Annotated in this window: 17 protein-coding genes; 5 read left to right on the top strand and 12 right to left on the bottom strand. The window is 67.0% G+C overall.

All coding sequences use genetic code 11. The features are described 5' to 3' along the window. Positions 1-184 precede the first annotated feature (184 nt). Together DMR_RS21060 and DMR_RS21055 are read left to right on the top strand one after the other, a co-directional pair. Positions 185-3,532, top strand: a complete 3,348-nt coding sequence (locus DMR_RS21060) for an LAGLIDADG family homing endonuclease (protein ID WP_043601316.1) — start codon at positions 185-187, stop codon at positions 3,530-3,532. 85 nt (positions 3,533-3,617) lie between these two features. Further along, positions 3,618-4,214 (top strand): hypothetical protein, encoded by a 597-nt coding sequence (locus tag DMR_RS21055; protein WP_043601314.1) that lies wholly within the window; start codon positions 3,618-3,620, stop codon positions 4,212-4,214. Between the two features lie 200 nt (positions 4,215-4,414). Here DMR_RS21055 and DMR_RS21050 read toward each other — a convergent pair whose 3' ends face one another. The 12 genes from DMR_RS21050 to DMR_RS20995 form a co-directional block, all read right to left on the bottom strand. Then, positions 4,415-7,675: an efflux RND transporter permease subunit gene (locus DMR_RS21050; protein WP_015863070.1), complete on the bottom strand. Its 3,261-nt coding sequence runs from the start codon at positions 7,673-7,675 to the stop codon at positions 4,415-4,417. Next, positions 7,672-8,883 (bottom strand): efflux RND transporter periplasmic adaptor subunit, encoded by a 1,212-nt coding sequence (locus DMR_RS21045; RefSeq protein ID WP_015863069.1) that lies wholly within the window; start codon positions 8,881-8,883, stop codon positions 7,672-7,674. Before DMR_RS21045 ends, DMR_RS21050 begins: the two co-directional genes overlap by 4 nt. Positions 8,884-9,091: 208 nt before the next feature. Continuing rightward, the gene (locus DMR_RS21040; RefSeq protein ID WP_015863068.1) at positions 9,092-9,709 is read right to left on the bottom strand and encodes a histidine phosphatase family protein; all 618 of its coding nucleotides are present in this window, start codon (positions 9,707-9,709) and stop codon (positions 9,092-9,094) included. Then, positions 9,706-10,965 (bottom strand): DVU_1551 family NTP transferase, encoded by a 1,260-nt coding sequence (locus DMR_RS21035; RefSeq protein ID WP_015863067.1) that lies wholly within the window; start codon positions 10,963-10,965, stop codon positions 9,706-9,708. The genes DMR_RS21040 and DMR_RS21035 overlap by 4 nt, the downstream gene beginning before the upstream one ends. Before the next feature lie 33 nt (positions 10,966-10,998). Further along, positions 10,999-13,113, bottom strand: a complete 2,115-nt coding sequence (locus tag DMR_RS21030) for a sensor histidine kinase (RefSeq protein WP_015863066.1) — start codon at positions 13,111-13,113, stop codon at positions 10,999-11,001. Positions 13,114-13,143: 30 nt separating this feature from the next. Then, on the bottom strand, positions 13,144-13,335 hold the full coding sequence (locus DMR_RS21025) for a hypothetical protein (RefSeq protein ID WP_015863065.1): 192 nt from the start codon (positions 13,333-13,335) through the stop codon (positions 13,144-13,146). Continuing rightward, positions 13,326-13,703 (bottom strand): phage holin family protein, encoded by a 378-nt coding sequence (locus DMR_RS21020; protein WP_148208501.1) that lies wholly within the window; start codon positions 13,701-13,703, stop codon positions 13,326-13,328. The genes DMR_RS21025 and DMR_RS21020 overlap by 10 nt, the downstream gene beginning before the upstream one ends. After that, positions 13,703-13,999, bottom strand: coding sequence for a DUF883 family protein (locus DMR_RS21015; RefSeq protein ID WP_015863063.1), 297 nt, complete (start codon positions 13,997-13,999; stop codon positions 13,703-13,705). Before DMR_RS21015 ends, DMR_RS21020 begins: the two co-directional genes overlap by 1 nt. Positions 14,000-14,027: 28 nt before the next feature. Continuing rightward, entirely contained in the window at positions 14,028-16,955 is a 2,928-nt protein-coding gene (locus tag DMR_RS22685) for an ATP-binding protein (RefSeq protein ID WP_015863062.1), read from the bottom strand. Positions 16,956-16,979: 24 nt separating this feature from the next. Continuing rightward, positions 16,980-17,225, bottom strand: coding sequence for a Nif11-like leader peptide family natural product precursor (locus DMR_RS21005; protein WP_043602096.1), 246 nt, complete (start codon positions 17,223-17,225; stop codon positions 16,980-16,982). A 218-nt stretch (positions 17,226-17,443) separates the two neighbouring features. Beyond that, on the bottom strand, positions 17,444-17,776 hold the full coding sequence (locus tag DMR_RS21000) for a hypothetical protein (RefSeq protein ID WP_015863060.1): 333 nt from the start codon (positions 17,774-17,776) through the stop codon (positions 17,444-17,446). 812 nt (positions 17,777-18,588) lie between these two features. Then, on the bottom strand, positions 18,589-20,292 hold the full coding sequence (locus DMR_RS20995; RefSeq protein ID WP_015863059.1) for a glutamine--tRNA ligase/YqeY domain fusion protein: 1,704 nt from the start codon (positions 20,290-20,292) through the stop codon (positions 18,589-18,591). Between the two features lie 239 nt (positions 20,293-20,531). Between DMR_RS20995 and DMR_RS20990 the strand changes: the two genes are divergently transcribed. From DMR_RS20990 to DMR_RS20980, 3 genes are all read left to right on the top strand, one after another. Beyond that, on the top strand, positions 20,532-22,997 hold the full coding sequence (locus DMR_RS20990) for a sensor domain-containing protein (protein ID WP_015863058.1): 2,466 nt from the start codon (positions 20,532-20,534) through the stop codon (positions 22,995-22,997). Between the two features lie 413 nt (positions 22,998-23,410). Further along, positions 23,411-24,028 carry a hypothetical protein gene (locus DMR_RS20985; RefSeq protein WP_015863057.1) on the top strand — a complete coding sequence of 206 codons (618 nt, stop codon included), beginning with the start codon at positions 23,411-23,413 and terminating at the stop codon, positions 24,026-24,028. Positions 24,029-24,369: 341 nt separating this feature from the next. Next, positions 24,370-24,822 carry a hypothetical protein gene (locus tag DMR_RS20980; protein ID WP_015863056.1) on the top strand — a complete coding sequence of 151 codons (453 nt, stop codon included), beginning with the start codon at positions 24,370-24,372 and terminating at the stop codon, positions 24,820-24,822. Positions 24,823-25,035: the final 213 nt, after the last annotated feature.

Genomic DNA, 25,035 nt, shown 5'->3' with positions numbered 1-25,035 from the left:
CCCCCTGCCCGCGCCCGGTGGTGGCAATCCGCCCGGATTTGCGGTATCCCCCAAGGTGGGGAGAGGAGGTCTTTCGGCGGTCCGTCGAAAAGCCATCCTGCTGATATTTTTTGGCAAATTTTCAGCCGCCATCTGGCGGCCGCCCTTTTTTCTTGCAATCGAAAACGGTTAGGAAAGCCCGCCTATGACCCATCTGCCACTGCCCGCCGATCTGCCCGAGGCCGACGTCAACGACAACGCCATGGTGGTCTTGTCCAAGCGCTATCTGAAAAAATCCCCCGAGGGCGCGCCCGAGGAAGACGTCCAGGGCCTTTTCTGGCGGGTGGCCGGAGCCATCGCCAGCGAAGAGGCCAAGTACGCCGCCTCGCCCTGGCAGCCCGAGGCCCTGGCCCGCAAATTCTACGACCTCATGGTCGGAATGCGCTTTCTGCCCAATTCGCCAACGCTGATGAACGCCGGCACGCCCCTGGGCCAGTTGGCCGCCTGCTTCGTGCTGCCGGTGGGCGACTCCATGGACGAGATCTTCGACGCTGTGAAGTTCGCCGCGCTGATCCACAAATCCGGCGGCGGCACGGGCTTTTCCTTCTCCCGGCTGCGGCCCAAAAAAAGCCGGGTCGGCTCCACCGGCGGCGTGGCCTCGGGACCGGTCTCCTTCATGCGGATTTTCAACACCGCCACCGAACAGGTCAAACAGGGCGGCACGCGGCGCGGGGCCAACATGGGCATCCTGCGCATCGACCATCCCGACATCCTGGAATTTATCGCCTGCAAGGAGCGCGAGGGCGAGCTGACCAACTTCAACATCTCGGTGGCGCTCACCGAGCGTTTCATGCAGGCCGTAGAAAAGGGCGAGGACTACGACCTCATCGACCCCCGCGACGGCTCCAAGCGGGGCAGCCTGTCCGCGCCCGAGGTCTTTGCGCTGCTCGTGCGCAAGGCCTGGGAATCCGGCGATCCGGGCATCGTCTTTCTCGACCGCATCAACCGCGACAATCCCACCCCGGCCCTGGGAGCCATCGAGTCGACCAACCCGTGCGTCACCGGCGACACCTGGGTCATGACCGCCGACGGCCCCCGGCAGGCCCGGGAACTGACCGGCCGCACCGTGCCCCTGGTGCTCGACGGGGCCGTGCATCCTTCCACCACCGAAGGCTTTTTCGTCACCGGCGTCAAGCCCGTCCATCGCCTGATCACCCGCGAAGGGCACAGCCTGCGCCTGACCGGCGACCACAAGATGCTGCGGGCCGCCGGCGAAACCGGCCGCCTCGGCGCGACCTGGGTCGAAGCCGCCAGCCTCGCCCCCGGCGACAAGCTGGTCCTTGGCGATCATCGCGGCCTGGCCGCCTGGCCCGGCAAGTACGGTCTGGCCGAGGGCTATCTGGTCGGCCTGCTCCTGGGCGACGGCACGCTCAAGCAGGACAAGGCCGTCCTGTCCTTCTGGACCCGGGCCGAAGTTGCCAACGGCGACCCGTTCCCCCGAAGCGGCGTCATGGAGGCGGCTTTCGCCTTTGCCAAGACCCAGCCCCACCGCAGCGACTTCACCGGCTGGGCGGGCGTCGCCGGCCGCGACGAATGGCGCATGAGCCTTGGGGCGCTCAAATCCATCTGCCACGATCTGGGCATGTCGCCGGGCAACAAGCGCCTGACTCCCGAGGTGGAACGCTGCTCCAGCGAATTTTCCCGGGGTTTTCTCGGCGGCCTGTTCGATGCCGACGGCTCGGTCCAGGGCACGCGCCAAAAGGGCGTCAGCATCCGCCTGTCCCAGTCCGACCTGGCCACCCTTGAGGCCGTGCAGCGCATGTTGCTGCGCCACGGCATCGCCTCGACCATCTACCGCAATCGCCGCGAGGCCGGGCAGTCCCTGCTCCCCGACGGCAAGGGCGGCGTGAAGGCCTATGCCGTCAAAAGCCAGCACGAACTGGTCATCGCCGGCGAGAACATGGCCCGCTTCCGCGAGGTGGTGGGTTTCCGCGACGAGGACAAGGCCGCTCGCCTGGAAGCCCTCCTGGCCGGCTACAAGCGCCGGCTCAACCGCGAGACCTTCCTGGCCACGGTGGAGGCGCTCGTTCCCGACGGCGAGGAAACCGTCTACGATGTGCAAGTGCCCGGCGAAAACCGCTTCGACGCCTGCGGCCTGGTGGCCCACAACTGCGGCGAACAGCCGTTGCTCCCCTACGAGGCCTGCAACCTCGGCTCCATCAACCTGTCGGTCTTTTACGACCCCTCGGCCCCGGACGGCATCGATTGGGCCGGCCTGGCCGAGACCGTGCATCTGGCCGTGCGCTTCCTCGACAACGTCATCGACGCCTCGCGCTATCCCCTGGACCAGATCACCGAGATGGTCCGGGCCAACCGCAAGATCGGCCTGGGCGTCATGGGATTTGCCGACCTGCTCTATCTGCTGCGCATCCCCTACGACAGCACCGAGGCCCTGACCCTGGCCGAAAAGCTCATGGAGACCGTCCAGGCCGAGGCCCGCAGCGCCTCCAAGACCCTGGCCGCCGAGCGCGGGGCTTTCCCGGCCTATCCCGAGTCCATCTACGGCAAGCGCAACCTCGGCCCCTACCGCAACGCCACCACCACCACCATCGCTCCCACCGGCACGCTGTCCATCATCGCCGGCTGCTCCTCGGGCATCGAACCGCTGTTCGCCCTGTCGTTCGCCCGCCACGTCATGGACGGCGAAAAGCTCGTGGAGGCCAACCCCCACTTCGTCACCGCCCTGCGCGAGGCCGGGGCGCACTCCGACGCCCTCATGGAAGAGGTCACCCGCAAAGGCTCCATCGCCCACATCGGCCTTTTGCCCGAGGCCCTGCGCGAGGTCTTCGTCACGGCCATGGACATCGAACCGGTCTGGCACCTCAAGATGCAGGCCGCCTTCCAGAAATACACCGACAACGCCGTGTCCAAGACCGTCAATCTGCCAAACAGCGCCACCAAGGAAGAGATCCGCGAGATCTACTGGCTGGCCTACGAACTGGGCTGCAAGGGCGTGACCGTCTACCGCGACGGCTGCAAGTCCAACCAGGTGCTGTGCACCGGCGACGGCGCGCCGGTCGATCCGGCCAAGCCCCAAAGCAAGGTGCGCAACCGCCCGGACATCGTTTTCGGCTTCACCCAGAAGGTCAAGACGGGCCTGGGCGAACTCTACCTCACCGTCAACGAGATCGACGGCAAGCCCTTCGAGGTCTTCGCCACCATCGGCAAATCCGGCCGCTCGGTCACGGCCAAGGCCGAAGCCATCGGACGGCTCGTCTCCCTGGCCCTACGTTCGGGCGTCGAGGTGGCCGACATCGTGGGCCAGCTCAAGGGCATCGGCGGCGAAAACCCGGTGTTCCAGAAAAAGGGCCTGCTGCTGTCCATTCCCGATGCCGTGTCCTGGGTGCTGGAGAATCGCTACCTCCAAGGCCAGACCGTGCGCGACGAAACCGGCAACCTGTCCCATCCCCAATGCCCGGACTGCGGAGCCGACCTCGTCTTCGAGGAAGGCTGCCACGTCTGCAAGGGCTGCGGCTACACCAAGTGCGGCTAATGCGGCTGCGCGCGTCGTCAGGGGCTTGTCCCCTGACGACGCGCGGGACCGTTTCACCCGTCGCCAACCCCTTCACGAGGTCCCCTTGAGCAAGATCGAGGACATCATCGCCCGCATGGAGGCCCTGGAAAAGGAACTCGCCGCAGAGTTCGAACAGGTCGGCGCCGAGGCGCGCTACACCATCGAACGCAAAAAAGTCCATTTCACTCGGGAAATCATCCGCCAGCATAAGCTGCTGGCCAAGAAATGGTCGGCTTACGTCTACGAATCCGGGTTCCTCATGATCCTCACCATCCCGGTCATCTGGGGCGCGGTCATACCGGCCCTGCTCATGGACCTCACCGTCTCCCTCTACCAGCTCGTGTGCTTTCCCATCTACGGCATCCCAAGGGTGCGGCGCGGCGACTACATCGTCATCGACCGCTACGCCCTGTCCTATCTCAACTGGATCGAAAAGCTCAATTGCGTCTACTGCAGCTACTTCAACGGCCTGCTCGGCTTCGTGCGCGAAGTGGCCGCCCGCACCGAACAATACTGGTGCCCGGTGCGCCACGCCCGCACCCCCAAGGCCACCCACTCGCGCTACCACCGGTTCCTGGAATACGGCGACGCGGAAAGCTACCGCCGCCGCCTGGAAACCGTCCGCCGCCAGTTCGACGACCTGCGGGGGAGGCAGGGGTAGTCGTGAGGCGGAAGCGGAAGGCGAAAGGCGGAAGAGTGCCGGCGGCTGGGGGCCGCAGGCCCCCAGACCCCCCGAATGGGGAAAGGGTTAAAGGGGGGCGCGGGCGAGGCGCTGAAGGTCTTTAAGGGCGCGAGACGCGCCCTATGCAGGCGGCCTGGACTGGGGTTCCGGCCGCCTTTGTCGTTTTTTTGGGGGTGGAATTACGAGGCCGTCCGGGCTTCGCCGCGCCGGGCGTCGAGGTAATACAACACCGGCACCACCATGCGCGAAAAAATGGTGGCCGCCACCTCGCCGGCCATGAGCGAAATGGCCAGCCCCTGGAAGATGGGATCGAAAAGGATCACGAAGGCCCCGCCGACCACGCTCACGGCCGTGAGCAACATGGGCCGAAACCGCACCGCCCCGGCCTCCTCCACAGCCTTGGCCAGGGGAATGCCCTCGGCCCGGCGCATCTCGATGAAATCCACCAGGATAATCGAGTTGCGCACAACAATTCCCGCCCCGGCGATGAACCCGATCATGGACGTGGCCGTGAAAAAGGCCCCGGCCAGGGCGTGGGCCGGCACGATGCCGATGAGCGACAGCGGAATGGGGGCCATGATGGCAATGGGCACGGTGTAGGAGCCGAACCAGCCCACGGTCAGCAGATAAATAAGCCCCATGACCACGGCAAAGGCCAGGCCCATGTCGCGGAACACCTCGTAGGTGATCTGCCATTCCCCGTCCCATTTGAGGCTCAGGTCAAACGTCTGGTCGGGCGTGCCGTTCCACAGGATGGGCAGGGTCTGCTGTCCGGCCGCGTTCCAGGCCCCCTGGCCCGCCGCGCCCAGGGACGCCAGGGAATCGTTTATCCGGTTTATGGCGTAGATCGGGCTTTCCTCGCGCCCGGCCACGTCGGCCGTGACGTAGACCACGGGCAGCAGGTTCTTGTGATAGAGCCGGCTGGGCTGGATCACGGTCTGGATGGAAGCGATCTGGGCCAGGGACACGAGCCTGCCGCCGTCGCCGGCCACGGCCACGGCCTCCAGGCTGGCCGCGTCGGGCCGGAAAGCCGCCGGCAGCCGCACCACGATGGGCGCGTCCTCCCGGGCGGCGGCGTCGTGGAGCAGCCCGGCCGTCGTGCCGTCAAAGGCGGCGGCCACGTCGGCCAAGGCCCGGGCCGGGTCGATGCCGGCGGCCAGGGCCTTGTCGCGCTCGATGCGGATGACGCGCTCGGGGCGGGGATCGTCTACGTACCAGTCCACGTCCACCACGTCGGGGGTGGCCAGCATCACCTCGCGCACCTGGGTCGCCAGGGCCAGGCGCGAGGCGTCGGTGGGGCCGTAGAGCTCGGCCACCAGCGTCTGCAGCACCGGCGGCCCGGGCGGGGCCTCGGCCACCTTGATACGCGCCCCGTGCCGGGCGGCGATGGGGGCAAGGGTCTCGCGCACGGCCTTGGCGATGGCGTGGCTTTGGAGCTTGCGCTCGCCCTTGGGCAGGAGGTTCACGGCGATCTCGGCTTCGTTCTGGCCACTTCGCAGGTAGTAGTGGCGGATAAGCCCATTGAACGTCATGGGCGCGGCCGTGCCGGCGTAGATGACGGCGTCGGTGGCTTCGGGACGGGTCAGCGCCGCCCCGGCCAGCTCCCGGGCCACGGCGGCAGTGCGCTCAAGCGTCGTGCCGCGGGGCATGTCCAGGACAACGGAAAATTCGCTCTTGTTGTCAAAGGGCAGCATCTTGACCAGCACGGCCTTGGCCGGAAAAAGGGCGCAGGCCCCGAGAAACAGCGCCCCGACCAGGGAGAGGAACCCCCAGCGCCAGACCGGGCGGGTCAGTAGCCGGTCCATAAGCCAGAGATACAGCCGCGTGCCGGCGTCGTCCGGGATGGCGGCGTGGGGCGTGGGTACAGGCTTCAGCGCCCGCTTGGCCGTCCAGGGAGTGATGAGAAAAGACACCACCATGGACAGCAGCATGGCCACCGACGCGCCAACCGGCATGGGCCGCATGTAGGGGCCCATGAGGCCGCCCACGTAGGCCATGGGCGCGATGGCGGCGATGACCGTGAAGGTGGCCAGCACCAGCGGCGCGCGCACTTCGCTGACGGCGTCGACAATGACGTCGGACAGCCGCCGGCCCTTGGCGTCCGGCAGGCCCAGGCGGCGCACGATGTTCTCCACGTCCACGATGGGATCATCGACCAGGATGCCGATGCAAAAAATCAGCGCAAAAAGGGTCACGCGGTTGAGGGTGTAGCCCATGAGCCAGTAGGTGGCGAGCGTCACGGCCAAGGTCACGGGCACGGCCACCATGACCACGAGACTGGCCCGAAGCCCGAGAAACAGCGCCACCACCCCGCCCACGGTGACGGCGGCCAGGATGAGGTGTTCAAGCAGCTCGTCCACCTTGTGCCTGGCCGTGGCTCCGAGATTGCGGGTGACGGTGGTTTCCAGGTCGGCCGGCAGCACGTAGCCGCGAAGGCCCTCGATGCGTGATAGCGCCGCGTCGGCGATGCGCGAGGCGTTTTCGCCCAGGCGCTTGGCCACGGAGAGCGTCACGGCCGGATGGGCCTCGCCAGGTCTGGGCGCTTCCCGGCCGGGAGCCGCTTCCATGGCCGGGCCGGGAACGAAGAAGACGTAGTCGTCCGGGTCGTTCGCCCCGTCGCGCACGGTGGCCACATCGGCCAGATAGACCGGTCGGCCCTCGCGCACGGCCACCACGGCCCGTTCCAGCTCCTTTTGACTGCGAAAGAAATTGTCCAGCCGCACGGCCACGGCCGCGCCGGCCTCGTAGGTTTCGCCCACGGCCCGGGCGGTGTTCTGCCGGCCCAGGGCGTCCAGCACGTCGGCCATGTCCAGGCCCCGGGCGCGCAGCCGATCGGGGTCGGGCTCCACCATGACCGCCCGCTTGCGCCCGCCGGCGACGACCGTTTCGCCCACGCCCGGGATGCGGCGCACCTCGTCGTTGACGGCGTTGGCCATGGCCCGCAGCTGGCGACCGTCGTAGGGGCCGCCCCAGAAGGTGACGGCCAGCACCGGCACGTCGTCGATGGAGCGCGGTTTCAGGATGGGCCGCTCGCAGCCCGGCGGAATCCAGTCCAGATGCTGGTAGAGCCGGGCGTAGGCGGAAACCACGCTGCGTTCCACGTCGGAGCCGACCTTGAAGCGCACGACGGTAAGCGCCTCGCCGTCGCCGGCCGTGGAATAGAGGTACTCCACGCCCGGGATTTCCCAGAGAATGCGCTCCATGGGCGCGATGACCCGGTTCTCCATCTCCTTGGGCGTGGCCCCGGGCATGGACACGTGGACGTCGATCATGGGTACGACGATCTGCGGTTCCTCTTCGCTGGGCGTGGCCCATACGGCCAGCACCCCGGCGCACAGGGCGGCGACGATGATCAGCGGCGCGAGCTTGGCGTCGACGAAATGGGCGGTCAGCCGGTGCAGCCAGTCGCCGTGGCGGCCCGGATGTTCCTGCCCGCTCACTGGCCGGCTCCGGGAGCCAGCCGGTCACCGTCGCGCAGGGTCGCCCCGGTCGGGCAGGCCACCCGGTCGCCGTCGGCCAGACCGCTTATGATCTCCACGAACCGGTCGTCGCCGGCCTGGCCCTCGAAGGCTTCGGAATCGGTCAGATAGGTGGCGCCGGCAAAAGCCACGGCGACGAAGCTGCCGCCGGTCTTGACCACGCGCAGGTTAAGCGTCCCGTCCGGCCCGGCCACGGCGGCCATGGGCAGGTCGCCGCGAAGGCTCAGGCAGACGGCCGGCAGCAGGAGTTTTTGGGCGGTGCGGGCCGGCACATAGACCCGGCCGAACATGCCGGCCCGGGGCGGGCCGCTCGCTTCGGGCACGGCCTCGGGCAAGGTGCATTTGATCTTGAACGACCGGCTGGCCGGGTCGATGCGGCCGACCACGGCGGCCACGGTGACGGGAAAGGGCTTGGGGGCCAGCCCCGGCACGGCGGCCAGGATGGTCTGGCCCTGGCGCAGGGCCGGGAGCAGGGTTTCGTCCACCTGGGCGGCCAGATCGAAACGGCCGGTGGTGGCGTCGAGCAGGGCCAGGGGCGCGCCGGCAGCCACGAAGGCCCCCTTGTCGACATAGCGCCGGGCCAGGATGCCCTCGAAGGGCGCGGTGACCGTGGCATAGCCGCGCAGCACGGCCAGTTCGGCCATGCGGGAGGCCACGGCCTGTTCCTTGGCGGCGGTGGCGTCGATCTGGCGGGCCAGGGCGTCGGCCTCGGCCCGGGCCTTGTCGTAGTCCTCCTGGCTCACGGCCTTTTGGCCGAGCAGCCGAGAGACGCGCTCCAGGGTGGTCCGGGCCAGGGCGGCCCGGGCGGCCAGGGCTTCCTTCTCGCGCCGGGCCTGGTCGCGTTCGGCGGAAAGGGCCTGTTCCTGGCCGGCCAGCTCGCGCTCGTCCAGGCGCAAGATGGGCGCGCCGGCCTTGAGCTTCTGCCCTTCCTCGGCCATGACGGCCACCACGGTGCCGGTGGCCTTGCTGGACAGGGTGACGCTTTGTTCGGACTCCACCTGGGCGGGAAACGAGCGGCATTCCACCGCGTCGGCCCGGGCTGCGACGCGAACAGGCACGTCGACCGTGCGGCCTTCGGCCTTTCTGAGCGGTTTTTCGCCGGAACACCCGACCAGAACGGCGGCCATGACGCAGGAAATGACAAGCAGATTTCGCATGTTCCAGGGCATTGCATCGCCTGGAACGCTTGTCAACGGCGGTTTCTGGTTTTTTTGATGTGTCGCCGCGTCCTGCTGCGACGCGTTTCATAGCAAGACAATGGGAAATACAGCGTCGCTGCTCCCATGCCCCGCGTTCCTTCGTCCCCTTCCACCCTCCCCAGGTGGGGTTTCCAAAGGGGCTCAGCCCCTTTGGCCGCCGGAGGCATCTTCCTCTTCTTCAAGGTCCTATAAACCGCCACGGCAGCGTCGGGGCGAGGTTGACGGCATCGACGCGCCAGCAGTCCGGGGAGAGGTCGAGGAGATTGAGGCGGCAGTAGTCCTGGCCCAGGCGGAACAGCCGCGTCAGGTCCAGGCCCAGGGCGTGGCACAGGATGGTGCGGTTGACGCCGCCGTGGGCCACGACCAGGACATTGCCGCACAGCGGGGCCAGTTCGGCCAGGGCGGCCACGGCCCGGGTCTGGACGTCGGCGAAGCTTTCGCCGCCTTGGGGGGTGAACCCGGCGATGTCGCAGCCCCGGCGTTCGTAGGCTCCGGGGAAACGCTCGCGCACTTCGTCCACGGTGAGGCCTTCGAAGGCGCCCAGGGCGATTTCGCGCAGGCGCGGTTCGGGGCGCACCATGAGGTCGCGGCCGCCGAGCACGATGGCGGCGGTTTCGCGGCAGCGGGACAGGTCGGAGGAGACGGCGGCGGTGAAGGGCACGTCGGCCAGGGCCTCGCGCCACAGGGCGGCCTGGGCCCGGCCTTCGTCGGTGAGCGGATGGTCGGTCTGGCCGACGAACCGGCGGGGGTGGCTTTGGACGATGGCCCCGTGGCGCATGAGATAGAGCGTACTCATGGGAGGACCTCCCAGGTCAGGCCCGTGTCGGCCAGGATGTCGGGGAGCGGCCGGGACAGGCCGGCCTCGACCCGGGCGAGCACGGTGAGCGCGTTTTGGCGGCGGCGGGTGATGGCGGCCACGGCCTGCGGGTCGTGGGCGAACAGGTCGAGTTTTTGGCCGAAGCGCACGGGCACGGGCACGAGCCAGCGGCCGTGGACGAACTTGTCGGCCAGATAGACGATCTCGCGTTCGGTGACCGGGGCGTCGGGAGCCAGGGCGATGTCGCGGTGGGCGGCGACGATGGCGGCGGCCACCTCGAACCCGAGGGCAAAAAGCAGTTCGCCGCCGGCTTGCTCGTGTTTGGGCCGGCCCTTGGCCACGTCGTGGAGCAGCGCGGCCGCCTCGACCAACTCCAGGTCCAGGGCCGCGCCGGCATCGTTTAAGCTTCGGGCCAGGCCCAGGGCCACGGCGGCCACGCCCCGGGCGTGGGCCAGCCCCTGGGGCGGCACGGCCTCGACGGCGAGCAGCGCCTCGGCTTCGGCCACGGAGGGGATGCCGAGGCGGGCGGCCCGGGCATCCAGCCTGGCGTAGTCGGCCGGGGTATCCATGTCGGCCAGGATCAGCTCGTCGGGCACGGCCACCCCGGCCTGGGGAAACGGGTCCAGGGCGGCGCGCAGGCCGTCGTCGCCGCCGTAGGCCAGGACGGCCGGCAAGAGCGCCGCGTCAAGACAGGGCGGATGGCCGGGCTGCCCGCCAAAGGTCGGATAGAGCACGGGCGGCGCGTCCGGGGCCTCGGCCCGGGCCAGCAGCCGGGCCACCGTGGCCGGGCGAAAGAGCGGGATGTCGGCCGGGGTGAGCAGCAACCGGCGGCAGCTCTTGGGCACGGCGGCCAGGGCGGCCTTGACCGTGGAGAACATGCCGGTCTCGTAATAGGGATTAAAGACGAAGCGCAGGCCCAGGCGCTCGGCCTCGGCCGCGACCTCGGCCTGACGATGGCCGCCGGCCACGAGGATGTCGGTAAGGCCAGCCTGGCGAAAGGTGCCGGCCAGCCGGGAAAGCGGCGTTTCGCCGGCCAGGGGGAGCACCGGTTTGAGCGGCCCGGCCATGCGCGAGGACAGGCCGGCGGCCAGGATCACGGCGCAGGCGTCGGGGCGGGGGACGGCGCTGTTCGGGCCGGGATGGCCGTCCGGCCGGACAGCGGGAGCTGAGCAGCAGGTCGGCTGGGCGTCGGCAAAGCCCGGTTCGGGCCGGTTGGCGTCGGGAAGATCAGGCATGTCGGGTAGTGTGGGAGCGACGGGGGGCGCGCGTCAAGTCCTGCCGGCAGTCGGGAAGGTGAGACTGAAGACCGCGCCGTGCTCGTTGCGGGCCGTGACCTGGCCGCCGAGCTGGCGGGCGAGGTTGCCGACGAGCTGCATGCCCAGGGTGCCGGTGCTTTCCACGGCGAAATCCGGGGCCAGACCGGGACCGTTGTCGGCCACGTCGATTTCCACGAACCCGTCCCGCACGGCCAGGGTCACGTCGAGGCGGGCTTGCTCGTTGTCCCGAAAGGCGTGCTTGTGGGCGTTGGTGAGCAGTTCGTTGACCACAAGGCCGGCCGGCACGGCCTGTTCGATGGGCACGGTGACCGGGTCGAGGCGGCAGTCCACGGCAACGGGCGCGCCCTGGCCGACCTGGCCGAAGATTTTGGGCAGCAAGTCCCGGATGTAGTTGTCGAGGCGGATGCGGGCCAGGTCGGCGGAGCGGTAGATTTCCTCGTGGACCAGGGCCATGGAGGCGATGCGGTTGCGGCTGACGCGAAAGCTCTCCAGGGCCACGGGATCGTCCACCTGCTCGGCCTGGAGATAGAGCAGGCTGGAGATGATCTGGAGGTTGTTTTTGACCCTATGGTGGACTTCCTTGAGCAAAATCTCCTTTTCGGCCAACGAGGCGCGCACGGCCCTGTCTGTCTCGACCCACTTGGTGACGTCCTTGGACACGCCGCGGTAGCCGCGAAACGTGCCGTCCTCGTCGTGCCAGGGCACGGCGTTGCACATGAGGCAGCGGCGCGTGCCGTCGGCCGCGATGCGCCAGTTGATGAGATCGCGGATAGGCAGACAGTTTTCCCTGGCCTTGGCCACGATCGGACGCATGGTTTCTTCCTCGCCCGGGGCCAGACCATCGAAAACGCTGCGGCCAAGGAGTTCTGACGGCTCATACCCAAGGGCGTCCTTCACTTTTTCGCCCATATAGACGTAGCGCCCATCGGTGTCGGTCTCCCAGATCCAGTCGGGCATGGAGGCGGTGATATGAGCCAGGCGCTGCTGGCTGGCCCGCAGGGCGGCCAAGGCCCGGTCGCGCTCGGCGTCGCTGGCGGCGAGCTGGTCGGCCATGGCGTCGAGGCTGGCGGCGACCTGCCCCAGGCCCGAGACGTCGTGAGGCAGGCCGGTGCGGGCTTGGCGGTCGCCCTGGCCGATGCGGGCGGCGGTGTCGGCAATGCGCGCCAGCTGCCGGGTAATGATGGGGCCGCCGACAATCCAGGCCACGCCCAGGGCCAGGGCGGCGGCGGCGGCCAGCAGGCCGAGGTTCTCGGCCAGCGCCCGGTTGGCCGGGGCCAGGACAACGTTTTCGGGCAGTCCGACGACAAGGCTCATGTAGGGCGGCGCGGTCGGGGACAGGCGCAGCTTGCGAAAGGCGTAGTAGCGCAGGACGCCATCGGAGCCGGGCAGCAAGGCCAAGCCTTCGTCGCCGCCGGCCTGGATGGCGTCGTAGACTGCCGGCCGGATGGGGCTGCCCACGGGATTGGCCGGATTAAACGGCCGGTAAAAAAGCCGGATGCCGTTGCGGTCGGCCAGCCCCAGGTTGGCTGCGCCAGGCATGTGCAACCTGGCGAAGACGGCGTCGAAGGAATCGAGCTTGACGGCGGCGATCAACACGCCGACGGCCTGTCCGGTCTCGTCGAGGATGGGTAGGGCAAAGGGAAAGGACGGCGTGCCGGTGGTGCGGCTGACGATGTATTCGCCGGCCACGAACTGGCGGGTGGCCATGGCGTCACGAAAATATTTGCGGTCACTGAAGTTGAGAAGGGCAAACGGCAGGCCGGAGGCGAACATGTCGCCGCTGGCGTCCGTGGCCAGGATATTGGTATAGAGAGGGTTTTTGTCCAGGAGCGTGGCGAACAGGGCGGAACAGGCGGCGGCGTCCCTGGCGCGCAGTTCAGGCATGGCGGCCAGAGCGGTGAGCAGCAGGCGCGTGCTGTCGGTGATGCTTTCTTGGACTTCGGCCATGGCGGCGGCGGCCCGGAAGACTTCGGCTTTGGCCTCGGTTTCCAGATGGTGGCGATGCTCCAACCCGGTGGCCAATTGCAAGGCCAGGGCCGGCAACACGGCCAGCAGGGCGGTCAGCACCAGGCCGCTGCGGATCGACAGGCTGGAAAACAGTCGCACATGCCGCTCCTTGCCGCCCCGGGCGTCAGCTCAGCGTCCGGCGAGGCGGGAGAAAAACCATCTGGCCAGGCCAATGCCCAGCCGCACATCGTCAAAGCCCCGGCGCAGACCGTCGCGGGCCATGGCCGATTCCAGCCGCACCAGGCGGCGGGAGAGTTCGATGCGCAGGCTGAGGTCCTGGCGCGCCCGGGCCAGTTCGCGCAGTTTGCCGTCTAGAAACATGCCCGGTCCTTTTTGAGTTCGGCCACGGACTGGGAAAAGGCCAGGGGCAACCGGGCCAGCCGGCGGCGCAGGACGAGAAGGGCGCAGGCTCCAAGCAGCAGCAGCAACGCCCCGCCGCCGGCGGCCAGCCACAACCGCCACTGGGGCGGCAGGGCTAAAAACAGGGCCACCACGGCCAGGCCCAGGCCCATCAGGAACAGCGCCGCGCCGAAAACGGCCAACAGGAGCATCTGGACCAGCCGGACCTTGACCTCCCGGGCTTCCAGGCCCAAAAGCTCCAGCCGGTCGATGACGATATCCAGGGCCAGCCCGGCCATGCGGCCGGCGGCGGCCATGAGCTCCGACAAGGCGGCAAAGGTGTCGGCCACTATTTGCGGCTCATGAACCACCCCAGCAGCAGCCCCAACAGAAAGGAGCCGCCCACGGCATGGTAGGGCTTGTCGTGGACGAGACGGTCGGCGGCCTCGATTTTGCGGTCCAGGAGGTCATCGAGGTCGGCGTACTTGCTTTTGGCGGCGTCCAGGCGTTTTTCCAGCAGCTCGCGGACCTTTTGGACCCGTTCGTCGGCTTCGTCGGCGGTGGCGTCCACCAGAGCGCCGGCGTGGCGGATGATTTCACGCAGTTCAGCGGCCATGGCGTCGTTGTGAGAGGAGCGGGCGGCCATGCGGCGTCTCCTTGGCGAGGTTGGGGAATCAGTGTCCAGTGTAGCCCGAATCGTCGGACGCTGTCCATGCCTGGGACGACGCGGCTGTTACCAGGGAGCCTTCGCCCAGCAGGCGGCCCACAGCGGCCAGGAAGACGTTTTTCTGGATAGGCTTGGTGAGCAGGTCCGATGCGCCGGCTTCGGCGGCCCGGCCGCTTTCCTCGCGGAAGGCGAAGGCCGTGACCACGAGGATGGGGCAAGGCGGCCGGCCGGCGGCGGCTTCGCGGCGGCGGATCTCCTGAATGACCGTCAGCCCGTCGATGTCCGGGAGCTGGATGTCCATGATTATGGCGTCGTACATGCCGCGCTCGCTGCGCTCCAGGGCCTGGGTTCCGGTGTGGGCATAGGTGACGGCCAGGGGCAGGTCTTCGAGAAAGGCTTCGTAGATCTGGCGGTTGGGCTCGCTGTCCTCGACGATGAGCAGCCGACGGCCGGCGGGAGGCCGGGCCTGGACGGCCCGGGCCGGGGCCGGGGCGGGCGTCGGGCGGGCGATGCCGGCGTCACGTGGCAGGGCGCAATAAAAAACGCTGCCCGCACCAGGCTCGGATTCCAGCCACAGCCGGCCGTTCATGCCGTCCACCAGCAGGGCGCAGATGGCCAGGCCAAGTCCGGTGCCGCCGTAGGCCCGGGTGGTGGAGGAGTCCACCTGAGTGAAAGGCTTGAAAATAGCCTCGCGCTTCTCGGGCGGGATGCCGATGCCAGTATCGGATACGGCAAAGAGCAGCTCCTCGCGGGACAGCCGGGCCGGCAGCAGGGACAGCTTGAGGGCCACTTCGCCCGCGGCCGTGAACTTGATGGCGTTGCCCACGAGATTGATCAGGATCTGGCGGATACGGTCGGGATCGCCCACAGCCTGCCTGGGGGCGTCCTTGCCGGCCTCCAGGCGGAGCGTAAGGCCCTTGGCCTGGGCCTGGGGCGAAAGCAGGGCCACGACCTGGCCAGCCAGTTCCAGGGGGTCGTAGGCGGCTTCGGCCAGTTCCAGCACGCCGGATTCGATTTTCGACAGTTCCAGAATGTCGGTCAAAAGGGCCATGAGGGATTCGCCGGCCACTTCCAGGGTGCGCAGGAATTCCTGCTGCCGCCCGGAGAGTTCCGTGCCGCGCAGCACGTCCACCATGCCGAGGATGGTGTTCATGGGCGTACGGATTTCGTGGCTCATGGTGGACAGGAAGCGGCTTTTGGCCTTGTTGGCGGCTTCGGCCGACTCCTTGGCCAGACGCAGGGCCTCTTCCATGGTCTTGCGGCCGCTGATGTCCACCAGAACCGAGAGCAGGCAATGCCGGCCGTAAGCTTCCATGGGCGTGCAGGAAAGCAGGAAGGTGGCCAGCCGGCCGTCGCGCATGCGCATGGACAGCTCAAGGTTGCGCACCTGGCCGTCGCGTTCCACGGCCCGGAAGATGCGGTCACGGTCGCCGGGATGGGCCCACAGTCCCAGTTCGGTCGGGGTGCGGTCGATAACCTCTTCCCGGGAAAAACCCGAGTAGGCGCTAAACGCCTCATTGACGTCGAGGAGACGGCCGTCGGGCAGGGTGGTGACGGTGACGATCACGGGGGAGAGGCGGAAGATGTTGGCCAGGCGCTCCTGGCTTTGGCGCACGGCCTGGTCGGCGGCGATTTGCTCGGTGACGTCGCGGGCGTAGATGGCCAGCCTTGGCCGGTCTCCGGCCAAGGCCGGTATGGGATAGATGGTGTTTTCGTAGACGCGGCCGGCGCGCTTGTCGGTAAAGCGCACCGGACGTCCGGTGGCCTGGGCCTGGCGGTAATGCTGGCGTCGGCTGGCGGCCACGGGCGCGTCGGTGAGCTCCAGGATGCCCTGGCCAAGCATGGCTTCCACGGCCAGGCCGAAGCGCTCGGCCCCGGTGCGGTTGACCATGACCACGTGATAAGCTTCGTCGAGGACCAAAATGGCGTCGGTGGTGGCGTTGAGCACGGCCTCCAGGGTTTCCCGGTGCCGGCAGAGATCGCGTTCGGTGGCCTCGCGGCGGGCAACCTCCCGGCGTAGCCGCCGCCACCACCAGACGCACAGGGCGACCAGGGCGACCGCGCCTGCGGCGAGCCACAGCTGGATCGGCCTGACGTAACTTTTGGCCGGCAGGGGCCCGGCGTCATACCAGCGGGCGGCCAGGGCGATCCTGCGGTCCACCGGAATGGCGTCCAGGGCCTTTTGGATGATGCCGGCCAGGACCGGGTCGGGCGAGGCCATGCACAAGGCGTTGTCGGGCCAGGCCATGACGGCTGTTATGCGCAGGTTGGTCAGGCCGTATTCCCGGATGATGCTCGTGGCGGCGACGACATTGAGGAAACAGGCGTCGGCCTGGCCATCGGCCACGGCCTGCAAGGTTTCCGGGGCGTTGCGCTTGAATTCGAAACGGGCGCGCAGGGCGGGGTATTCCTGCTGCAGGCGCTCGTAGGCGACATACGAAGGGGATACGGCCACGACCCGGCCGGCCAGATCGGGCACGCTCCACACGGCGTCCGAGCCGGCCCGGGTGATCATGGCATAGGGCTGGCTGGCGTAGGGGGTGGTCATGTGCAGGTAGGCCCGGCGGGCCGGGGTGTCGGAGATGCAGGCAAAAAGATCGATGCCGCCGGTTTGGGCCAGTTCCAAGGCCCGGGCGTAGGAGATGCCGAAGCTTGGCTCCAGGGCGACGCCAAGCATGGCGGAGAGGGTTTCGAGATAATCGGCGGCCAACCCCACATAGCGGGGGTGGCCCTGGGGCGAGGTGACCACGTCCTGAAAGGGGATCTGGCCTTGGCCGACGCCCACGCGCAGCACCGGGCGAGCGGCCAGATAGGCCAGCTCGGCTTCGGTCAGCGCCGGACGCGGCAGGGCCGGAGCCGGTTCCCTGGCCCAGGCCGGCTGGCCCAGGGCCAGGACGGCCAACACGAGGCCCAACCACAGGACGGCGCGCGTCATGGGGCCGGCCTCCGGGCGAGGGGGCTACATGAAGGCGTAGGCGCCCTCGCCGTGCTGGCGGCGCACCCGGTCGATAACGGCCGCCCGTTCGGGCGAGGCGCGGCCGGCGGGGCTGGTGGCGCAGACGAGTTCGGCCGGGCTGAAGCGGTAACCCTGCAACACGATGAAACGGCGGCGTTCCCACTGATCGCGGCATTCGCCAAGAGACCAACGAAACTGGGCATCTTCGCGCAGTCTGGCCACAAAGGCCTGGGCGCTTTCCAGGGACATGGCGGTTTCCTCCCGAAAAAAACGGGCGAAAACCTTGCACGGGCCGTGCCGACCCAGGACGGTGTTTGAATTTTTTGTGAAAAAACCATTACTTTCAAACAATTAGCCTTGATAAGACAGCTTGCGGCAGAGCCATGGGCCCCGGTGCGGCGTTGCATTTTTTCATAAAATGCTGTCCTGCATCGCCGCTCGTCAAACAGCCAAAACGCCTTTCGAGGTCATTGGGGATAGTTGCCGAGACAGTAGCGGCGGCACCAGCTCGCGCCGCTGGCCACCACCGGCATGCAGCCGTTGAACTGGTTGTCGGCGGTGAGGTTGTCGGCCACGGCGTCGCAGGCCTTGGAGCAGTCCTCCCGCGAGGCGTGCTTGACGGACAGGACCGAGGAATCGAAAACGTTGCACAGGGAAATGGAATCGCAGGAGGCATGGCGGCCGCCGCCGGAGGTGTAGCAAAAGCCCCGGAACTCCGCATCAGTGACGGGTTTGGGCGTGCAGGCCGCGCCAAGGGCGGCCAGGACCAGGCCAAGGCCGGCAAGGAGAAACAAGCGCATGGGTCTTCTCCTGGGAAAAGGGTGGATCGGCCGGGCGAAATCGCCCACTGCCCAGCACAAATACACCGCAGCACAAGGCTTTGCAAAGGGTTGGGCCGCATTGTCCGGGGTGGCGTGAAAAATTTTGTACCAACCTGCCGCCGCTTGCCGGGCCGGGTACAAGATCCTGTACCCCCTTGGCACGCCATGGCAGTTGTTACGGGAGGCTGCCATGGAGTAAATAGCAAGTTATTACAAGGTGATGATATCTCGCCGAAGGCAGCCTGGAGCATTGGCACGGCAGTTGCTATATTAAAATCATCCTTCCTCCAAGAACGGAATTTTAGAAAAAGGACTTCAGGGATGGCGACCCAGAAGTCCTTTTTCATTTGGCGCGTCTGGAGAGCGGCGTGCCCAGCCCTCGCGGCTTTGTGCGGCCCCAGTCGGCGGCAACCGGCTGGGGCCGCCTCTTTGAGCCGCGTGCAAATTCCTTGACGCCCCTGCCCTGTCCCAAAACAAACGGCGCGCGTCCGCGGACGCGCGCCGTACAATTTTTTGGTCCCGGCCGGATTGTCCGGCTGTCGAAGCGAGGGCGGTTCCCGTCTTCGGCTTCCGGCCATCAGCCGACCGCATCACCGCCGGGCGGCCCCCCCTTTTAACCCTTTTCCTAGGCGGGGGGGTCTGGGGGCCTCAGGCCCCCAGCCGCCGGAGGCCTCCCCCCGTACTACGCGCTCGTGTCGCATCCACGAAATGCGCATAGGGAATTCGCATGGAAAATGCTAAAATAATGAGTTTTTTAAAAAATACTCTCGTATTTTTTAAGGGACGCTGCGCTACCGCGCGGCCTTGGCCCAGGAATCCTTGAGGGCCACCGAGCGGTTGAAGACGCGCTTTTGGGGCGTCGAGTCCTTGTCCACGCAGAAGTAGCCCAGGCGTTCGAACTGGACGTTCTCGCCCACAGGGATGTCGGCCAGGGCCGGTTCGATCAGCGCGTTTTCGATCACTTCCAGGGAGTGGGGATTCAAATGGTCCATGAAATCACCCTTGCCCTCGGTCGGGTTCTCCTTGGTGAAAAGGCGATCATAGAGGCGCACTTCGGCCGGCAGGGCGTGGGCGGCGGACACCCAGTGGATGGTGCCCTTGACCTTGCGGCCGTCGCTGGACCAGCCGCCCTTGGTGGCCGGGTCGTGGACGCAGCGCAGCTCGACCACCTCGCCCGTGGTCGGGTCTTTTATGACCTCGGTGCAGGTGACGTAGTAGGCGTGGCGCAGCCGCACCTCGGCCCCGGGGGCGAGACGGAACCACTTCTTGGCCGGCACTTCCATGAAATCGTCGCGCTCGACGTAGAGTTCGCGGCTAAAGGGCACTTTGCGCGCGCCCATGGCCGTATCCTCGGGATGGTAGGGGAAGTGGATGTCCTCCACCTGGCCTTCGGGATAGTTGGTGATGACGAGCCTAAGCGGCCGCAGCACGCCCATGAGGCGCTTGGCCCGGGCGTTTAAGTCCTCGCGCAGGCAGTGCTCAAGCAGCGCCATGTCCACCTGGCTGTCGGCCTTGGACACGCCGATGCGCTCGCAAAAGTCGCGCATGGCTTCCGGGGTGTAGCCCCGGCGGCGGATGCCGCTCAGGGTTGGCAGGCGCGGATCGTCCCAGCCCGAGACGACTTTTTCGGTGACAAGCTGGATGAGCTTGCGTTTGCTTAAGACCGTGTAGGACAAGTTCAGACGAGCGAACTCGATCTGCTGGGGATGGCCGGGCACGGGCAGCTGGTTGAGGACCCAGTCGTAGAGCGGCCGGTTGTTTTCGAACTCCAGGGAGCAGATGGAGTGGGTGATGCCTTCCAGGGCGTCGGAAATGCAGTGGGTGTAGTCGTACATCGGGTAGATGCACCAGGCGTTTCCCGTACGGTGGTGCTCGACGTGCTTGATGCGGTAGATGACCGGATCGCGCAGCACCACGTTGGGGCTTTGCATGTCGATCTTAAGCCGCAGCACCTTGGTCCCGTCCGGGAATTCGCCGGCCCGCATCCGCCGGAAGAGCTCAAGGTTTTCCTCGGGCGAACGGTCGCGGTAGGGGCTGTCCTTGCCGGGTTCGGTCAGCGTGCCCCGGTAGGCCCGGATCTCTTCCTGGCTCAGGTCATCGACGTAGGCCAAGCCTTTCTCGATGAGCTGTTCGGCGTAGGCGTAGAGCTTTTCGAAGTAGTCCGAGGCGTAAAACATCCGGTCGTCCCAGGAAAAGCCGAGCCAGCGCACGTCTTCCTGGATGGCGTCGACGTATTCCACCTCTTCCTTGGCCGGGTTGGTGTCGTCGAAGCGCAGGTTGCACAGCCCGCCGAACTCCTTGGCCAGGCCGAAGTTGAGACAGATGGACTTGGCGTGGCCGATGTGCAGGTAGCCGTTGGGTTCGGGCGGGAAGCGGGTGTGGACGCGGCCGCCCCATTTGCCGACGCGGTTGTCCTCGTCGACGATCTGGCGAATGAAATCACGGGCAGGAGCCGGGCCGGACTTGGCCGGAACTTCCGCGTCGGGTGCGGTCATGGCGGAACCTCGTTTGCGTTGGATGGCGGCGTGGCCGCGAGAAACCGGAAAAATAGGCAAAAAGGGGCAAAGGGTCAAATGGCGTCGGTGCGGTGGCCCGGCTGCAAAAATGTCGCCCTATTGCCAAAAATGTCGGCCCATTGCGGTCGTTGCCCTGCGAATCATTAAACATTTCCAAGTATTGACACATTGGAATCGCTTTTGCTACATGCCCGTCACTTTTGCTTAAGGCGGTCGTCATGACAGATTCGTCTGCCGCGCTTCCGGAAGACGTCTACCGGCGCATCTTCGAGAGCTCCCCCAACGCGGCCCTGGTGCGCGACGCGAGCGGCGTGGTGCTGGCCGTCAACGCCTCCTTCGAGGCGCTTTTCGGCCTGGACGCGGCCGAGGTCGTGGGCCGCGACCTGCGCCAGGTGGTGCGGCCGGCCGACGACGGCGAAACGGCCGGCGGCGACTGGAGCCTGGGCGGCGCGGCCTTTTCCCGGCGCACCCGCTGGACGGCCGGCGACGGCGTCACCGTGGACGCCTGCCCCTGCCAGTTCCCGGCGGGCCAGGTGGACGGCAAGCCCGTGTCCTGCGTCATCTTCCGCGACATCTCCGGGCGACGCCGGGCCGAGGAACAACTCGACGCGGCCGAACGCAAATACCGGGCGATTTTCGAAAACGCCGTGGAAGGCATTTTCCAGACCACCCCCGGCGGCCGCTACCTGGAAGTCAACCGCACCCTGGCCCGCATCTACGGCTTTGATTCCGTGGACGAGATGACCGAGCACTTCCGGGACATCAAAAACCAGCTGTATGTCGAGCCCAAGCGCCGCGACGACTTCGTGCGCGAGCTCTCGGCCCACGACCAGGTCCGCAACTTCGAGTCGGCCATCCACAAAAAAGACGGCAGCGTCATCTGGATTTCCGAAAACGCCCGGGTCGTGCGCGACGCCGACGGGGCCGTGGCCTACTACGAAGGCACGGTGGTGGACATCACCGACCGCAAGCGGGCCGAGGAACAGCTCGCCGCCCAGCGCGCCTATTTCGACCAGCTGTTCGCCAATTCGCCCCAGGCCATCGCGCTTATCGACATGCGGCGCAACATCGTGGACGTCAACCATGCCTTCGAGGACCTGTTCGGCTTCAAGGCGGCCGAGATCAAGGGCTACGGCATGCGCGCCTACATCGTGCCCAAGCACCTGCTTGGGGAATGCGAGAGCACGCGCGGAGCCATCCTGTCCGGCAAGCCCATGGTGCGCGAAACCTTCCGCCAGCATCGCGACGGCCGCCTCATCCCGGTCTCCATGATCGGCTTCCCCATCGAATTCGGCGGCCAGCCCCAGGGCATCGTCTACATCTACCAGGACATTTCCGAGCGCAAGGCCTTCGAGGAGCAGATCACCCACCAAGCCTTCCACGACGCCCTGACCGGGCTGCCCAACCGCAGCCTTTTTGCCGACCGCCTGGACCGGGCGCTGACCCGCGCCCGGCGGCGCGGCGACTACCAGTACGCCGTGCTCATGATCGACCTCAACAAGTTCAAGGGCATAAACGACACCCTGGGCCACCAGGCCGGGGACCAGCTCCTGGTCGAGGTGTCGCGGCGGCTTATGGCCTGCGTGCGCTCCATGGACACCGTGGCCCGGCTTGGCGGCGACGAATTCGCCGTGATCCTTGAAGAGCTCAAGTCGAAAAAGGAAGTCATGGCCGTGGTGGACCGCATCGGCGCGGCGCTTGGCAAGCCCTGCATGTTGTGCGGCACAACGGTCACTCCCGGGGCCAGCGTCGGCATCGTGCTGCGCACCCGGGACTACCAGTCGCCCGAGGACATTTTGCGCGACGCCGACATCGCCATGTACCGGGCCAAGGAGTCCGGCCGGCCCTCCATGATCTTCGACCGGCGGATGCACCAGGAGATCCTCGACGCCATCAACCTGGAGGCCGACCTGCGCGCCGCCCTGGATCGCGGCGAGCTGTTGCTGCACTACCAGCCCATCGTGGACGTGCAGACCGGGCGCATCGAGGGCTTCGAGGCCCTGGTGCGCTGGGACCACCCCGACCGGGGGCTGGTGCCGCCGGTGCAGTTCATTCCCCTGGCCGAGGAAACCGGCCTGATCCAGCCGCTCGGGCGGTTCGTCATCGCCGAGGCCTGCCGCCAGCTGCGTGCGTGGCAGCTGGAACTGCCCGAGGCCGAACAGCTTTCGGTGAGCGTCAACGTGTCCTGCCACCAGTTCGTGAAAGAGGGCCTGGTGGACCATGTGGCCGGGGTGCTGGAGACGACCGGCCTGGACCCGGCCTGTCTCAAGCTCGAAATCACCGAATCCGTGCTCATGCACGACGCCCAGCACACGGCCGGGGAGCTGAGCCGCCTCAAAGCCCTGGGCGTCAAGATCGCCATCGACGACTTCGGCACCGGCTACTCCTCCCTGTCCTACCTGCGCCAGCTGCCCATCGACCACCTCAAGATCGACCGGTCGTTTATCAGCGGCGACGACGTCAACGGCGAAAGCCAGGAGATCGTCAAATCCATCATCGCCCTGGCCCGCAGCCTGGGGCTGACCGTCATCGCCGAGGGCGTGGAGCACCAGGACCAGCTCGACAAGCTGCGCAACGCCGACTGCGACAAGGCCCAAGGCTTCATGTTCTCGCGCCCGGTGGACAAGGACGCGGCCCTGGCCCTGCTGCACGCGGCCTTTGGCTGCGGCTGCGGTCCGGCCTAAGGCCTGCCCGCGCCCTCCCCATCTTCCCCAACCGGCCCGCGTCGCCCGACGCTGACCGCGCCCGACCAGTCCGACTGCGGCCCGACAGGCCGTGGCGCTCCCTCGACGCGCGTTGAAAACCGGTTGCCGTTGTAACCGGCTTCGCCGCGCCAGCGTCTTAGTTATAAGAGCCTGCCGCTGTCCGGGATACCCGGACGATACGGTGACACCCCCTTATTCTACAAGACCGAGACGTAATGAGCACTATGCTGACGCAGTGCTCTTATTGTATTTGTACTGTTCGCCCGTCGATATACGCAATGTCTTCGCAAAAGATACAAAATCTTCTCAAAATATATTTTACAACAAATGGCATTATGACCTAAACCTGCACATTTTACGTCCGATAGGTGGACATACACAAGGAGGTTGCCATGGCCGCCATAGACACCAGCCTAACGCTTTATGCCAATACGACGCAAACGGCGTCAGGATCGAGCCTCACTGCCACGACGAAAACGAGCGCCAGCGCTTCGACCGCATCGGCCACCGCCAGCGGCGACACCGTGACCATTTCCGACGAGGCCAAATCCCTGGCCGCCGCCCTGGCTTCTGGCCAGACCGCCAGCAACGCCGGGACCGCCGCCACCACGGGCGCGGCGGCGGCCACTGAAACCGAGGAAGCCTCCACCGCTGCCGCCGGCGGCCAGGCCCAGTCCGCCGGCGCGGCCCAGGGCGGCGGGGCCATGCAGGCCGGCTCGGCCGGTTCCTCCGGCTCGTCCGACGACGAGGAAGACGACGACGAGGACGACGCCGACGAGCTGGTGGAAAGCCTCAAGGAGCAGATCCAGCAGCTCCAGCAGGAAATCGAGAAGGTCGAAAGCGAGGCTATTTCCGAGGAAGAAAAGGACACCAAGAAGATGCAGTTGCAAAACGAGCTGGCCCAGCTGCAGACCCAGTACGCCCAGGCCTTGCAGGAGCAAAGCGAGTCGAGCTCGTCGTCGAGCAGCAACGGCAACACCGCTTCCACGGCCTACGGCGGGGCCTCCTGAGGCCGCCCGGCTTCCGGCGGCGGCAGCCTGACGCGTTGACCCGCCGCCGCCGGAGCGACGGCGAGAGACGATCCGGCCACCGCCGCCTCGGCGCTTTGTGCCGCTGCGAACAGCCCAGCCCAGCCAGGAGCAATCCCTTGGCGCGCCCAGGCCACGCCTGACGCCGTAAGGGTCTGACGCAAGGCGTTGGGGGCGTTTTCCCCAACGCGCGCCGTGCGAGACGCCGTCGTGCGGCGGCCTTGCGCTTGGCTGGCGCGCCATCGCCGGCCGTCATGTCGCTTTGCCATGTTAAGTTTTCCGATGCGCCGCCGATACGCCTGAGAACAAGGGGGTCGGTTGCCATGGATACCATTCTGCCTTCCCTGATCGACACCGCCGCCAGCCTGGGCCAGTCCGGGTCGGCCGCCGCCGGTCCCGGCGTGGCCGCGTCTTCCGTGGCCGAGACAGCCGGAGCCGCCGCGCCTGCATCCGCCCGGGGCGATACCGTGACTTTTTCCGCCGAAGGCCTGGCCAAGGCCGCCGCCATGGCCAGCAACGCCGGCGCCACCGGCCCCGCCGCCACGGCCAGCAACGCCGGAGCCGGCATCGACGCCAAGGGAAAGACCCTGGACGCGGACGGGACGTCCAAGGCCCAAAAGCAGGCCGAGGACGACAGTGACGCGACCTTGCAGGCGCTCAAGGCTCAGATCGAACGGATTCAGGCGGAGATCAAGGCCACGGAGGAGGACGACGCGCCCCGCGAGGAACGCGACGCCAAGCTGGCCGAGCTGCGCCTGTCCCTGCTTGAAGCCTAGACGGCCTATTACAAGGCCAAGCAGCAGGCCGGAAATGACCAGGGCGGCAGCGCCAGCCAGACAGCGGCGGCCATGGCCGGCCTGGCCTAGGGGCGCGTTCACGAAACGCGCAGAGGGCATTTCGTAAGCAACATCTTAAAATAATAAATTTTTCTTAAAAAATACTCTCGTATTTTTCAAGGGCCGCCACACGAGGGGCCAGGCCCTAACCCT

Source organism: Solidesulfovibrio magneticus RS-1, assembly GCF_000010665.1.
Taxonomy (GTDB): domain Bacteria; phylum Desulfobacterota; class Desulfovibrionia; order Desulfovibrionales; family Desulfovibrionaceae; genus Solidesulfovibrio; species Solidesulfovibrio magneticus.
Note: the sequence above shows the minus strand (reverse complement) of the source record. Positions and strands in the feature narration are given on the sequence as shown.